The organism is Novosphingobium sp. G106 (assembly GCF_019075875.1).
In the GTDB taxonomy this organism is placed as follows: domain Bacteria; phylum Pseudomonadota; class Alphaproteobacteria; order Sphingomonadales; family Sphingomonadaceae; genus Novosphingobium.
Window position 1 is genome coordinate 5,247,059 of record NZ_JAHOOZ010000001.1, and the last position, 13,037, is coordinate 5,260,095.

General features: G+C 65.8%; 13 protein-coding genes and 1 pseudogene. 6 read left to right on the forward strand and 8 right to left on the reverse strand.

Annotated features, from left to right (window positions below; all coding sequences use genetic code 11):
- The first annotated feature begins 47 nt into the window (after positions 1-47).
- A complete protein-coding gene (locus KRR38_RS25590; protein WP_217406249.1) occupies positions 48-761 on the forward strand; it encodes a hypothetical protein in 714 nt (237 codons plus the stop codon).
- Between the two features lie 90 nt (positions 762-851).
- Positions 852-1,839 (forward strand): annotated as a pseudogene (gene nadA / locus KRR38_RS25595) (quinolinate synthase NadA).
- Positions 1,840-1,847: 8 nt separating this feature from the next.
- Here nadA and KRR38_RS25600 read toward each other — a convergent pair.
- A complete protein-coding gene (locus KRR38_RS25600; RefSeq protein ID WP_217406250.1) occupies positions 1,848-2,660 on the reverse strand; it encodes a SirB1 family protein in 813 nt (270 codons plus the stop codon).
- Between the two features lie 161 nt (positions 2,661-2,821).
- Here KRR38_RS25600 and KRR38_RS25605 point away from each other — a divergent pair, with 161 nt between their 5' ends.
- Positions 2,822-3,943 (forward strand): DUF47 family protein, encoded by a 1,122-nt coding sequence (locus KRR38_RS25605; RefSeq protein WP_309141208.1) that lies wholly within the window; start codon positions 2,822-2,824, stop codon positions 3,941-3,943.
- A gap of 7 nt (positions 3,944-3,950) precedes the next feature.
- Positions 3,951-4,967, forward strand: coding sequence for an inorganic phosphate transporter (locus tag KRR38_RS25610; RefSeq protein WP_217406251.1), 1,017 nt, complete (start codon positions 3,951-3,953; stop codon positions 4,965-4,967).
- A gap of 38 nt (positions 4,968-5,005) precedes the next feature.
- On the opposite strand, the gene KRR38_RS25615 is transcribed toward KRR38_RS25610, so the two are convergent.
- The 5 genes from KRR38_RS25615 to KRR38_RS25635 form a co-directional block, all read right to left on the reverse strand.
- Positions 5,006-6,748, reverse strand: a complete 1,743-nt coding sequence (locus tag KRR38_RS25615) for a DUF885 domain-containing protein (protein ID WP_217406252.1) — start codon at positions 6,746-6,748, stop codon at positions 5,006-5,008.
- Positions 6,749-6,793: 45 nt separating this feature from the next.
- On the reverse strand, positions 6,794-7,663 hold the full coding sequence (locus tag KRR38_RS25620; RefSeq protein WP_217406253.1) for a hypothetical protein: 870 nt from the start codon (positions 7,661-7,663) through the stop codon (positions 6,794-6,796).
- Positions 7,660-8,019, reverse strand: a complete 360-nt coding sequence (locus KRR38_RS25625) for a hypothetical protein (RefSeq protein ID WP_217406254.1) — start codon at positions 8,017-8,019, stop codon at positions 7,660-7,662. The genes KRR38_RS25620 and KRR38_RS25625 overlap by 4 nt, the downstream gene beginning before the upstream one ends.
- Entirely contained in the window at positions 8,016-8,681 is a 666-nt protein-coding gene (locus tag KRR38_RS25630) for a hypothetical protein (protein ID WP_217406255.1), read from the reverse strand. The genes KRR38_RS25625 and KRR38_RS25630 overlap by 4 nt, the downstream gene beginning before the upstream one ends.
- 146 nt (positions 8,682-8,827) lie before the next feature.
- Positions 8,828-10,153: a replication-associated recombination protein A gene (locus KRR38_RS25635; protein WP_217406256.1), complete on the reverse strand. Its 1,326-nt coding sequence runs from the start codon at positions 10,151-10,153 to the stop codon at positions 8,828-8,830.
- Between the two features lie 88 nt (positions 10,154-10,241).
- Between KRR38_RS25635 and KRR38_RS25640 the strand changes: the two genes are divergently transcribed.
- Positions 10,242-10,748 (forward strand): hypothetical protein, encoded by a 507-nt coding sequence (locus KRR38_RS25640; RefSeq protein ID WP_217406257.1) that lies wholly within the window; start codon positions 10,242-10,244, stop codon positions 10,746-10,748.
- Positions 10,749-10,837: 89 nt separating this feature from the next.
- Positions 10,838-11,200, forward strand: a complete 363-nt coding sequence (locus tag KRR38_RS25645) for a hypothetical protein (RefSeq protein ID WP_217406258.1) — start codon at positions 10,838-10,840, stop codon at positions 11,198-11,200.
- A 24-nt stretch (positions 11,201-11,224) separates the two neighbouring features.
- Here KRR38_RS25645 and KRR38_RS25650 read toward each other — a convergent pair whose 3' ends face one another.
- Both KRR38_RS25650 and KRR38_RS25655 read right to left on the reverse strand, forming a co-directional pair.
- Positions 11,225-12,370 carry a M14-type cytosolic carboxypeptidase gene (locus KRR38_RS25650; RefSeq protein WP_217406259.1) on the reverse strand — a complete coding sequence of 382 codons (1,146 nt, stop codon included), beginning with the start codon at positions 12,368-12,370 and terminating at the stop codon, positions 11,225-11,227.
- Positions 12,367-12,957: a DUF4136 domain-containing protein gene (locus KRR38_RS25655; RefSeq protein ID WP_217406260.1), complete on the reverse strand. Its 591-nt coding sequence runs from the start codon at positions 12,955-12,957 to the stop codon at positions 12,367-12,369. Before KRR38_RS25655 ends, KRR38_RS25650 begins: the two co-directional genes overlap by 4 nt.
- Between the last annotated feature and the right edge of the window lie 80 nt (positions 12,958-13,037).

Genomic DNA, 13,037 nt, shown 5'->3' on the forward strand with positions numbered 1-13,037 from the left:
ACAGTAACCAACGGTAGTATCCTGCGCGCCGCATCGGGGGACTCCATATGGCGACGCTTGCTCAGGTCGAGGTCAGCGATCAGTCTTTCTGGCAGAAGACGATGCTGTGGATCTCGGTATTCATAGTCTTCGGCTTCGCCCAGTTCGCTGCGCGCGGACTGGTCGATTACGGTTCGGTTCCGCTCTACGTTCATGCTCATGCCGTGGTGATGATGGCGTGGCTCGGCTTGACCGTAACCCAGGCGACGCTGGTGGCGCGCGACAATCTGGCGCTGCATCGCCGGCTTGGCTGGCTGGGCGCGGCGCTCGCCACCGTCGTCGTGTGTTTCGGCAGTTGGGTTTCGATCCAGATCATCCAGGCCCACCGCGAGCCGTTCTTCTTCACGCCGCCGTTCTTCCTCGCGTTGACGCAGGTGGGCCTGCTGACGTTCGCCGGGCTGATCGTCGCGGCGATCGCGCGTCGCAAGGAAACGGAATGGCATCGCCGCCTGATGGTTGGCGCGCTTATCATGCTGATGGAGCCGGCGCTCGGCCGGACGCTGCCGATGCCGCTGATCATGCCCTGGGGCGAATGGGCGGCGCTGGTGGTCCAACTCGGCGTGCTGGCCGTGGTCGCGCGGCATGATCGCAAGGTGCTGGGCATGATCCATCCGGCAACGATCGCCGCCGGGCTGGTGATCACGCTCAGCCATTGCATCATCGAGGCCTTGGCCGTCGCGCCCTTCTGGCAAGCCTTGACGGATCGCGTGATCGCGGCCTGATCGCATTTTCTCCTTGGGCCTTTTTTGCTTGGGAACTGCCGGGCGAATGCCTATCTGACCCGGCGAAGACCGAGGGATGAAAAAGCCAAGATGACCGTCCAGACCGCCAATCTCGCTGGCATCGATATTCGTGCCGAGATCGAACGCCTGCGCAAGGAGCGCAACGCGGTGATTCTGGCGCACTACTACCAGAAGCCCGAGATCCAGGATCTTGCCGATTTCGTCGGCGACAGCCTCGAACTCAGCCGCAAGGCGGCGGCGACCGATGCCGACGTCATCGCGTTCTGCGGCGTCAAGTTCATGGCCGATACGGCCAAGATCCTCAGCCCGCAGAAGATCGTCGTGCTGCCCGACATGGACGCCGGCTGCAGTCTCGAGGATTCGTGCCCGCCCGAGAAGTTCAAGGCCTTCCGCGAGGCGCATCCCGATCATATCGCGCTGACCTATATCAATTGCTCGACCGAGGTTAAGGCGCTCAGCGACGTCATCGTCACGTCTTCCAGCGCCGAGACGATCCTCTCGCAGATTCCGCCCGAACAGAAGATCATCTTCGGCCCGGACCGGCACCTCGGCGGCTATCTGAACCGCAAGTTCGGCCGCGACATGCTGCTCTGGCCCGGCGTCTGCATCGTCCACGAGGCGTTCAGCGAGAAGGAGCTGATCAAGCTCAAGGCGCAGCATCCCGACGCGCCGATCGCCGCGCACCCCGAATGCCCGCCGCACATCGTCGACCACGCCGACTATGTCGGCTCGACCAGCGGCATCCTGCAGTATGCCAAGACGATGGAAGGCCAGACGCTGATCGTCGCGACCGAGCCGCACATCATCCACCAGATGGAAAAGGCGCTGCCCGAGAAGACCTTCATCGGTGCGCCAGGTGCCGACGGTAACTGCAACTGCAACATCTGCCCCTACATGGCGCTCAACACGATGGAGAAGCTCTACCTCGCGCTGCGCGACCTTGCAGCCGCGGATCGAGATCGAGGAAAGCCTGCGTCTCGCCGCGAAGAAGAGCCTCGACGCCATGCTGGAGATGGCGAGCGGTACGATTGGCAAGGGCGATCTCGGCGCGAGGTAACGGTTCATCTAACCCGTCGCGATCGCCTGCAGCGTCGTCGTGATCAGTTCGCGGCGTTGGGGGTCGCGGGTGACTTCGAGCATGGCGCTGAGGCTGGCTCGCGCAGCCGACACGTCGCGAAGCTGGAGCTGCAGCCGGGCGAGTTCCCACCAGCCGTCGGCATTGTCGGGCGCGACCAGCGTGATGCGTTCGTAGATCGCCAGCGCTCGCACCGGGTCGCCAGCGCGTTCGGCGCGCGAGGCCTGGTTCAGCAGCAGCCGGGCCAGCACGGTGCGGTTGGTCATCGGGGCGATATGCTCGGGCCCGGGCACGCCGTCCGGTCCGATCGTGCCATGGAGCAGTGCGGCCAGACGGTCGTCGGAAACCGGCGCGCCGCCGTGGAACGGATCGATCAGGTAAGGCGGTTCGCCGCCGTTCTCGTCGCCGATACGCACGAGGACATGGCCCGGGGTATTGGTCGCATAGGCCGTCCAACCCAGGCGCCGGGCTGCGGCGACGTAGAGCAGCGACAGGCTGACCGGCAGTCCGCGCCGGCGGTCGAGCACACGGATGAGATCGGCGTTGAGCGGCGCGTCGTAACTGTCGGCGTCGCCGGTGAAGCCGAATTCCTCATGGAACACCTGGGCCAGCGCCTCACCCTGTGCCTCGGGAGTCTCCGCCTCGGCGAAATCGTCCAGCCTTTCGCCGATCTCGTCGAGCAGCGCATAGTAGGGCTCGAGCTCGATCCCCTCGTGATCGAGTTCGCTCAGCGCCAGGGCGGCGTGGTCGAGCTCGATCTCGTCGTCGTCGAGCAGTCCTATGGTCTCGATATCGCTATCCATCTGCGTCCATATGGTCCGCTCGGGCGTTTAGCGCCAGTCAAGAAGGCTCGATCGCGGTCCAATGGGGCCAAAACGCCGGGTTACGCACCGTTTGGTAGTGTCACGATATTGTAACATAGCGCAAAACCCTTACATGGCCGCGTTTTCAGGGGACACCGTCAATCCGCCAGATCGCCGCCTTGCCCTACCGTTCCGAAGGACCAGCGCTCGATGCGCCGGTGCGGGTCATGCTCGTCACCTCGCGCGGCACGGGGCGCTGGGTAATTCCCAAAGGCAACATTCCCTCGGGGTTTTCGCCGCATGCCGCAGCGGCGATGGAGGCCGAGGAAGAGGCCGGCGTCCACGGCTCGGTCTGTCCGATCCCGCTCGGTTCCTACCGCTATCGCAAGCAGCGGGGCAACGGCGCCTCTTTGATGGTCGACGTCGACGTCTTCCCGATGGCGGTGACGCAGGAACTCGACCAGTGGAAGGAAAAGAGCCAGCGCGAGCGCCGCTGGTTCACCCTGCCCGAGGCGGCGAAAGCGGTCGACGAGGCGGACCTTGCCGATCTCATGCGCTCTTTCGCGACATCGGAATTCAAGGCCGCGGCCCGGCGCACCGGCATGTTTCAGCGCGTCGCGCAAAAATCCAGGATCAATCATATGTTCGCGTGGTTCCAGCGGCTGCTGCCCAAGACCGGCAATTTCTTCGACCTCTTCGAGGCCCATGCGGTGACAATCGTCGCCGCGGCCGATGCCCTGGCGCGGCTGTTCCAGGGCGGGTCGCGCGCCGATCACATCCGCGAGATCGTCGAGCGCGAGCACGATGCCGATGACATCATCCGCGAAGTGCTGACGACGGTCCGCAAGACTTTCCTGACTCCGTTCGACCGCGGTGCGATCACCAGTCTGATCGGTTCGATGGACAATGCCATCGACGAGATGAACGCGGCGGCGGGCGCGGTATCGCTCTACGAATTCGCCGATTTCGACGACGACATGCGCGACATGACCGCGATCATCGTCGATGCCGCGCGCGTCACCGCCGAGGCGATGCCGCTGCTGCGCGATGTCGGCCGCAACGGCGCGCGGCTGCACGAGCTGACCGAGCGTCTCGTCCGCATGGAAGGCCATGCCGACGAGATCCACGACGCCGGGCTCAAGAAGGCCTTCAAGCAGTTCGGCGACAGTGAGACGATGAAGTTCGTCGTCGTGCGCGAGATCTACAAGCACCTCGAGCGCATCGTCGACGCGCTGGAGGACGTCGCCAACGAGATCGACGGCATCGTGATCGATCACGCCTGACACGATCATGGTCCACGAACTCGCCCTGCCGCTGCTTGTCGGACTGATCGCGGTCGCGCTGGCGTTCGACTTCCTCAACGGCCTGCATGACGCGGCGAACTCGATCGCCACGGTCGTCGCGACGCGGCTGCTGAGCCCGGTCAAGGCGGTGCTCTTCGCCGCGGCATTCAACTTCGCCGCCTATTTCCTCAGCCTGGCCTTCCCGGTGCTGCACAAGGTGGCCGAGACGATCGGCGCGGGACTGATCGCCAAGGACCTCGTGACGCCGGGCGTGGTGTTCGGCGCGCTGGTGGGGGCGATGTTCTGGAACGTGGTGACCTGGCTCAAGGGCATCCCCTCGTCGAGCAGCCATGCCCTGATCGGCGGACTCATCGGCGCGGGTGTCGCCCACGCCGGCATCGACGGCATCCAGTGGACCGGCCTGAACAAGACGCTGATCGCGATCGTGCTGTCGCCCGTGCTGGGGATGATGCTCTCGATGCTGGTCATGCTGATCACCAGCTGGGCCTTCCGCAACTCGACCTCGCGCGCCGCCGAAGGCTCGTTTCGCTTCCTCCACCTGTTCTCCTCCGCCGCCTATTCGTTGAGCCACGGGCTCAACGATGCGCAGAAGACGATGGGGGTCATCACCGTGCTGCTCTATTCGACCGGGCACCTGTCGGGCGAGTTCCACGTGCCGCACTGGGTGGCGATCAGCTGCTACGTCGCGATCGCGGCGGGAACGATGTCGGGTGGCTGGAAGATCATCGAGACCATGGGCAGCCGCATCACCAAGCTGTCGCAGCACCAGGGCTTCAGCGCCTCGACCGGCGGCTCGATCACGCTCTTCGCCGCTTCGCTGCTGGGCATCCCGGTCTCGACCACGCAGACGATCACGGGCTCGATCATCGGCGCCGGCACCGCCCGCCGCGCCTCGGCTATCCGCTGGAGCGTGGCGCAGAGCGTGGTGATGGCCTGGGTGATCACGATCCCCGCCTCGGCAGCGGTGGGCGCGCTGTTCTACGGGCTGACGACGTTGTTCTAGAAATTCCCCTCCTCTGAAGAGGAGGGGGCTTCCTTGCCTTAAAACACCGCCTTCGCGGTTGGCTCGTTCATCATCGCCTTGCGCACCAGCGGGATCGGCGGGCCGCCGTAGCTGAGGAACTGGTCGTGGAACTCCTTCCACGCCGCCCGGCCCCCGTGCTTCGCGGTCCAGTCGGCGCGCAGCTTGCGGATCATCAGCTTGCCCAGCGTGTAGTTGAGGTAGGCGGGGTCATAGGTCCCGCGCGCCGCCTGCTGTTCGGCCGTGCCCGCGCCCTGGTAGCACTGGGTGCGGAACATCGCGTCCGACTGCGCCTGCGTCATCTTGCCGCTGTGCATGCCGATCGCCGAGAGGAAGCGGCAGTTGCGCAGCAGCGCATTGGAGAGCTGGCCGACATGGGTACCGGGATCGCCATTGCCGAGCCCGGCCTCCCACATCATCTCCTCGCTGTAGTGCGCCCAGCCTTCGGCATAGGCATAGCCGACGAACAGCCGGCCGATCCACGAGGGAGAGCGGTTCGAGTGGAGGAACTGGAGGAAGTGCCCGGGCATGACCTCGTGCACGCTGGTGAACAGCAGGTCCTTGACCCCGGGAATGTACTCGAGCTGCTTCTCCTTCGACCAGCTCGGATCGGGTGGGGCGATATAGTAGATCGAGGGGATGCCCTTCTCGTAAGGCCCCGGCGGATCGATATAGGCGCCGTTCTGCGCGTTGTAGGGCGGGGACTGGCGGACCAGCGCCTGCTCGGTGCCCGGGATCGACACGAGATCGTGCTCGCGCACGAAAGCGGTCAGGTCGGGGATCTGCTTGGTCGCCGCCGCCACCGGGCCTTCGGGAGGCTTTTCGGCGTTGAGCTTGCCGAAGCAATCGGGGATCGACTTGCCTGGCGCATAGGCAGCGCAGGCCTGCTTGAGCGCCAACTGGTTGCGGCGGAGGTCCGCCTGGCCGACCGCCTCGAGCCTGACGAGGGGGACGTCGACACCCTCGGTCGCCTTAAGCATGCGTGAGAACTTGGCGGCGCCCAGGGCGAAGTCCTGCGTCGCGGTGGGCTGCTGCGTCTTGAGCCAGTCGGCGAGCTCGGTCATCGACTGCGCGGCCTTTTCGGAGGCCTCGCGGTACAAGGTCTGGAGAACCGCGTCGCCGGTGTCGGCAAAGGCAGCACGCGCATCGCCGCGGTAATATTCGGCGAAGCCGCCGAAGCCGGAAATGCCGTGCTTGATGAAGCTCGCAGGCAATGGCGTCTTGAGGTTGGCGCGAATGTTCTTCGCCGCTTCCGGCACCGCTTCGAAGAAGGCGATCATCACCTTCATTCGATCTTCCTTGCTGGCATATTCGCGCGAGATGTAGACGTTCGGGTCGAGCCCGCCGTTGATGTAGAAGGCGGGGTTGGTGTGCGGCTGGTCGGCGTCCTCGAGCCAGAACAGCTGCCCCTCGGCGACCTGGATCAGGTAGTCGCGCTCGAAGGCATCGGCGCCGGTAAGTGCGGTATAGGCCTTGGCCTGCGCGATCACCGAGCGCAGGAAATCGCCGCGCGTTCTAAGACCGGCGTCGCTCCAGTCGGGTAGCTTGCCGTCGAACTGGTGCGCGCCTTGATAGACCGCGAAAGCCGGGTCGAGCGCCAGCCAGCGGTCGATCGTCGCCTGCGTGAAGTCCTTCCAGGCCATCGTCGGTTGAGGGGCAGCCGGCTGCACCCTCGCTTTCTTGGCAGGAGCGGCGAGGGCGGGGCCTGTCGTGCCGAAAGCCAGCGCCACTACGGCCAGTCCGGAAAGCAGGTTGCGCTTCATCGTTTCATCCTCCTCGACCGCGGCATTTATTTGCTGACATTTGTGTCATTTTGCGCCGAAGGTCCACCCCTCGGTGCGGGCTATCTCGGGGGTAAGGCCGGAAGGATACCACAGTTCCCGGCGGTCGGCAGCGGTGCGCAGCCAGGCGGCTGTGACGAGGGCATCGCTCTTGTGGTCGTCGATCGCTCCCGAGCCCGTGACGGGATCGCTGCCGAGCGTGGCCAGCGCCGCATTGAGCGCCTCGAAACTGCGCATCTTCGACTTGGCCGCGCTGCGTCCGGCCGCCATTGCGGCGATCGTCGTATAGATTTCTGTCACGACCGAGCCATGCTTTGGCAACGGATCGATCGGCCAGACGGGCAGGCGCCCCGCGAGCCGATGGAGCATGCGCATGCCCGACAGGCTCGACTTGCCGACCTGCGCCGCGCCGACGAGGTTGAAATTGCTGTAGGGCTTGCACCCCATCGCCTGCTGCGCGAGCTCGGTCTGGCGGAAGCGTCCCCTGCCGCCGCCGAACAGATCGCCTTCGCGCCCGCCGTGGCGGCGGAAGTGGCGCGCGGCTTCGAGGTCGTCGACGAAGCTCGTGACCGACAGGTGCGGATCGTCTTTGCAGAGCCGGTCGATCAATGCCCAGAGCGTGCGGGCATCTGCTGGACTGTCGGCCCAGCCGGGAAAGAAGGCGCCGCGGTCGGCGAAAGCCAGCGAGATGCCGAGGTCGAGCCCGACCAGGGTATCGGCGGGCATTCCGTCCACCAGCCAGGCCAGCACCTCGGGCCGCGACCAGCGGTGGCTGGGGCGGACCAGCGCAGGCGCGGCGCTGCCTGCCGAGCAGATCGCCAGGGCAATCCCGGCATGCCGCTCGCCCGCAGCGCCCGACCAGTCGATCGCGGCGAAATGTCGGAAGCGCGGCGTCACTTCTTGCGCGGCCGGACGGGTTTCTTCGCGGCGGCCTGATCGCGCGCGCGGGCGATCACCTCGCGCACGCGCTCGGGATCATGGCTGCCGAAACGGACCAGAACCGCGGGCCAGCCCTCGTAGTGCGCGGTCTGCCAGAAGGTGTCGGGATCTGTGGCCTTGAGCACTTCGACCGTGTCGAGATCGATCTCGACGACGAACGAGGTATCCGGTTCGTGGCCGACCGCGAGGAAGGCGCGGCCGTTGGCCGTTACTTTCACCGCCGGCTTGCCGTAGCTCTTCGCCAGTTCGGTGTCCGGCAGGCTCAGCGCGAAGACGACGGCATCGTCCCAGCCCGTGATCGGCGCCGCGCTCATTGTCCGGCGCAGCCCTTGGCACTGCGCGCTACCTGCCAGCCGTCCTTGCCCGGACCGGCACGGAAACGGACGCGCGGCGCCTTTGCCGATTGCTCGAAGGGCACGGCCGACAGGTCGACGCAGCTCTCGCCGCTCCAGCCGTCGATCCGCCAGTCGTTCATCCGCGGCAGTTCGTCGATCCGGCCGATCTCGGTCGTCCCGGTGGCATCGACGCGCCAGACCGCGAGGCCGCTCAGCGAGCCGAATTCGGACTCGGTCTGGTCAGCCGCGGCAAAATAGCGGCGCGAGGGCGAGAAGTGCGGCGCGACGCCGGTCTCGATCATTGCGCCCTTGCCCGTCCGGTCGACGACGATGTGGCCGTAGGACTCGTAGCCGAGCCAGCCGAACGAGAGGAATCTCTTGTCGTCCGACAGCGCCAGCTTGTCCGTCGTCTCCATGAAGCTTGTATCAAGGCATACCGTGCCGCCGCCGAGCGTCGCGACGGCGTAGTGGAGCAGGTCCGATCGCAGCACCGCGCGCAGCGCCTCGGGCACCGCCAGCGGCCGCGCGCGTTCTCGCTCCCAGCCTTCGGCCTGCTTGACGGGCGGGCAGGCGGCGAGGTCGGGAGCGGCTTTGGCCAGCGTCGGCGGCAAAAGCCCGGCCGAGGCGATCGCAATTGCCATCCAAGCGTTTCGCATAGGTCCCCCGGAGATTCGCTTCCCTCTCGACCGCTCATCCTGAGCTTGTCGAAGGACGGTCATTCTCTTGCGGCGCGGCGCCAGGTTCAAGGAAAAGTGCGGCCTTCGACAAGCTCAGGGTAAGCGGATTGTCATTCGCCTTCGCGCCGCTTGGCCCTCAGCTTGTCCCAATAGGCGATGCGTTCGATCACCTGCCGCTCGAAGCCGCGCTCGACCGGGTGGTAGAAGGTCTGCGGCGCCATCTCGTCGGGCCAATAGTCGGCGCCCGAAAAACCCTCGTCGGCGTCGTGGTCATAGGCATAGCCCTTGCCGTAGCCGATGTCCTTCATCAGCTTGGTCGGCGCGTTGAGGATCGTCGCCGGCGGCATCAGCGAGCCGGTCTCCCTGGCGCTGCGCCAGGCCTCCTTCTGCGCGACATAGGCGGCGTTCGATTTGGGCGCGGTCGCGAGGTAGAGGCAGGCCTGGACGATCGCCAGTTCGCCCTCGGGCGAGCCGAGGAAGTCGTAGGCGTCCTTGGCCGCAAGGCATTGCACCAGCGCTTCGGGATCGGCGAGGCCCACGTCCTCGCTGGCGAAGCGGACCAGCCGGCGCAGCACATAGAGCGGCTCTTCGCCCGCGGTCAGCATCCGCGCCATGTAGTAGAGCGCGGCCTGCGGGTCCGAGCCGCGCAGGCTTTTGTGCAGCGCCGAGATCAGGTTGTAGTGCCCCTCGCGGTCCTTGTCATAGACCGCGACGCGGCGTTGCAGGAAAGCGCCGAGGCCGGCTGGATCGAGCGGCTCCGTGATCTTGGCGGCATAGAGCGTCTCGGCCTGGTTCAGCAGGAACCGTCCGTCGCCGTCGGCCGAGGCGACCAGCGCCTCGCGTGCCTCGGGCGTGACGGGTAGGGGGCCTTCGAGCGCCTCGGCCTTGTCGAGCAGCTTGGCCAGGGCATCGGCATCGAGCCGGCGCAGGATCAGCACCTGCGCGCGGGAGAGCAGGGCCGCGTTGAGCTCGAAGCTGGGATTCTCGGTCGTTGCGCCGACCAGGGTCACCGTGCCCTTCTCGACGAACGGCAGGAAACCGTCCTGCTGCGCGCGATTGAAGCGGTGGATCTCGTCGACGAACAGCAAGGTGCGCTGCCCGGCCCTGGCCGCCACGTCTGCCTCGGCGAAGACCTTCTTCAAATCGGCAACGCCTGAAAAGACCGCACTGATCGCGACGAAGCGCATGCCCACTGAATCGGCGAGCAGTCGCGCCGTGCTCGTCTTGCCCGTGCCCGGCGGCCCCCAGAGGATCATCGACGAGAGCTTGCCCGCCGCCACCATCCGCCCGATCGCGCCTTCCGGCCCGGTGATGTGCTCCTGTCCGACGACGTCGGCCAGCGTGCGCGGGCGCAGCCGATCGGCCAGCGGCGCGTCGGGGCTGGGTTCGTCCTGTCTGGGCTGAGCCGGCATGTCGTCGGCGAAAAGATCGGCCATGGGAGCTATCTAGGGACAATCGCGCGGCTTTGCAGTATCTCAATCCTCCCCGAGCTTCGCTCGGAGAAGGTCAGGGGAGCCACCGGTCATGGAACAGACAGCGACACGCCCCCGGCACTTCTGGCCGGTCGCCGCGGCGAGCCTGCTGTGGAATGCCTTCGGCGCCTACGACTGGCTGATGACCAATTCGCGCAACGCCGCCTATCTCGCGCCGTTCCCGCCCGAGTTCATGCAGTACGTCGATGCCATGCCCTATTGGGCGCTCGCCGCCTGGACGCTCGGCGTCTGGGCCGCGGTCGCGGGCTCGATTCTGCTGCTGCGCCGCTCGCGCTTCGCGGTCCACGCGTTCGCGGCGTCGTTGCTCGGGCTGGCGGCGAGCACGGCCTATCAGGCGAGCATCGAGCTGCCCGCGTCGATGATCTCGGGTCCGGCGATCGGCATGACGCTGGTGATCTGGATCGGCGCGATCGCGCTGCTTTGGTACGCGGTGCGGATGCGGGGGCAGGGGGGTGTTGCGGTAGGGTGTTTGACTACCGCGCAGACGAAAGTCATGGCGAGCGCGCCAATCCGGCGTTTGTTCACCTTTATACTATAGCAGCGCACTTAGAATGATTGGCATGAAGGTGGTGCATGGCTGACTTACGTTCTTTTCTGCTGCTTTCGACTAGGCACCTCATACGACCTATGAAATCGATTCTAGGTGAAGGCTGTAATGGCAATCATCCTCCGCAACTCCGTTCATGGTGTTCTTGGACAACATTCGGGGCTTTGAGCATCGATGCTAGATACTGGGTCGATGAGCTGCCTTTGGAGTCAGAATTAGGTGAGCAGTACGTGCATGATGGAGGGACTTGGGGCCAGCCTTTTTTATATGAAGAACTGGCGCACGTAATCATACCGCGACGGTTCATAGAAGATTCTATGTTTAACAAAAAGTTCACATCCTGGGAACATGAGCAGGATATCGATGGGCTATCAGTATTGCTCAATGATGCGGGAATTGAGCATCGTACCTCTCAATTAGTGCTCGAAGTTAAGCTTTTCTGACGGGCGCAGTCACCGGTCTAACTCTCAACCCGCCCCCTTCTGCCAATCCAGCCACTCCGCCAGCGCCGCCAGACACTCGCGCCCCAGCAGTCGGCTGCGCTCGGGGCTCCACCCCTGCTCTTCGCTCGGCAGGTCGTCGTGGTCCTTGAACGGCATTTCCAAGGTCATCGCCACGGCGCCGAAACGCTCGGCGAGCTGGTTGGTCGACATGGCGAGGTTGGCCTTGCTCGCGGGCGTGGTCGGGTAGCCGCGCCGGGTCTGGAAGTCGGGCGTGCGGCGCGCGAGGATCTCGCAGTAGCGGCGATAGCCGGCGCGCTGGTCGTGCTGGAGCGAGGGGATGCCCTCGAACCCCGCCATGAACACCGCCGAGATCGCCTCGTCGCCGTGGACGTCCATCGAGAAGTCGACGCCGCTGGCGTCCATCGCCCCGCGGATCGCGACGACTTCGGGCGAGCGCTCCGGCGTCGGGTCGGCCCATTCGCGGTTGAGGTTCACGCCGATGGCATTGGTCCGCAGGTGCCCGCGGCACGAGCCGTCGGGATTGGCATTGGGCACGACGTGCAGCCGGCAGCGCTGGCGCAGCACGCGGGCGATCGGATCGGCGGGATCGGTCAGCGCTTCGAGCGCGCCTTCCATCCACCATTCGGCCATCGATTCGCCCGGATGCTGGCGGGCGTAGAGCCAGACCTGCACCGGGCCTTCGCCCATTTCGAGGCAGTCGATCGGCTGGCCTTCGAGGCTGTAACCGAGGCATCGGTAGTCGACGCCCTCGCTGGTGGTCGCGGCGGCGACGAGATCGTGGTGCCGCTCCATCGAATAGGGCGCGAAATAGGCGAACCAGCACACGTCGCTCTCGGGCGTGTAGCGGATCGTCAACGTGCCGGCGTCGGCCTTCTCGTCCCAGCTCGTCTCGGCGCGGCCCCAATACTGTCGGTCCTCGGAAACGGCAGCCCGGTAGCCGGGCCAGCCGCCGGGGTAGGCGGCGGCGTTGAGGGCGGTCAGGCGCAGTTCGAGCTCGCGTCCCTTGCCGCCGGTGACGCGGAAGTGGAACCACTGGAAGAAGTCGGAATCGCGGTCGCGCCGGATTTTCAGCGCGGCGCTCGCGCCGGAGATGGACAGGACTTCGATGTTGCCGGAATCGAAGGCAGCGGTGATCTGGATGTCGCTCATTTCACCTGGATAGTTTCACCCGAGTTCCCGGGGAAGCCCTTGAACAGCGCCTCGGCCATCTTCGCCGCGCCGAGCTGGCTGTTGGCGAGCGGCGATTTCTCGGTGACGGTGAAGCTCGAGCGGCCTTCCCAGAGTGCCTGGCCGGTGGCGCGGTCCTTGATCGTGACCGCGAGCTCGGTCTCGACGACGGCCGGGGGAGGGCCCGACAGGTCGATGCCGAGGCCCAGCCCGACCCCCGAACCGTAGGAGCCGGTCGATCCGCCGACCCCGACCGAGACCGGATTGCGGTTGCGCTCCGGCTGGTAGGTCTGGCGCTGGAGACGCACATAGGCGACCTGGTCGCCAGTGCCTGCCGCCTGCTCACGGTAGCCCAGCACTGTCAGCTGACGGCCGACTGCGGCGGCGTAGGTCCGCCATTCGAGGCTGTCGCCGGCCATCCCCGGCGCGGGTTCCACCGATACCACGCCGCGGCCGAGCCGGGCGGTATCGGGTGCATGGAAACGCGTCACCTCGACCGGGCCTACCGGTGCGACGCAGCCTGAGAGCATGAGCGAGAGCGCCGCGGCGGCAAAGGGAAGCGTCTTCATGGCATCGTCTCCACCAACCCCGTCGTTGCGGGCACGGCCGTCCGAAACCAGAACGTGTGGCATACCATGCAGTTGCGCAA

Coding starts and splice junctions, on each gene's coding strand:
- KRR38_RS25615 (WP_217406252.1), bottom strand. CDS start 6,748: ATGAAGCGCAACCTGCTTTCCGGACTGGCCGTAGTGGCGCTGGCTTTC.
- KRR38_RS25640 (WP_217406257.1), top strand. CDS start 10,242: ATGGAACAGACAGCGACACGCCCCCGGCACTTCTGGCCGGTCGCCGCG.
- KRR38_RS25600 (WP_217406250.1), bottom strand. CDS start 2,660: ATGGATAGCGATATCGAGACCATAGGACTGCTCGACGACGACGAGATC.
- KRR38_RS25655 (WP_217406260.1), bottom strand. CDS start 12,957: ATGAAGACGCTTCCCTTTGCCGCCGCGGCGCTCTCGCTCATGCTCTCA.
- KRR38_RS25610 (WP_217406251.1), top strand. CDS start 3,951: ATGGTCCACGAACTCGCCCTGCCGCTGCTTGTCGGACTGATCGCGGTC.
- KRR38_RS25625 (WP_217406254.1), bottom strand. CDS start 8,019: ATGAGCGCGGCGCCGATCACGGGCTGGGACGATGCCGTCGTCTTCGCG.
- KRR38_RS25645 (WP_217406258.1), top strand. CDS start 10,838: ATGAAATCGATTCTAGGTGAAGGCTGTAATGGCAATCATCCTCCGCAA.
- KRR38_RS25630 (WP_217406255.1), bottom strand. CDS start 8,681: ATGGCAATTGCGATCGCCTCGGCCGGGCTTTTGCCGCCGACGCTGGCC.
- KRR38_RS25650 (WP_217406259.1), bottom strand. CDS start 12,370: ATGAGCGACATCCAGATCACCGCTGCCTTCGATTCCGGCAACATCGAA.
- KRR38_RS25590 (WP_217406249.1), top strand. CDS start 48: ATGGCGACGCTTGCTCAGGTCGAGGTCAGCGATCAGTCTTTCTGGCAG.
- KRR38_RS25635 (WP_217406256.1), bottom strand. CDS start 10,153: ATGGCCGATCTTTTCGCCGACGACATGCCGGCTCAGCCCAGACAGGAC.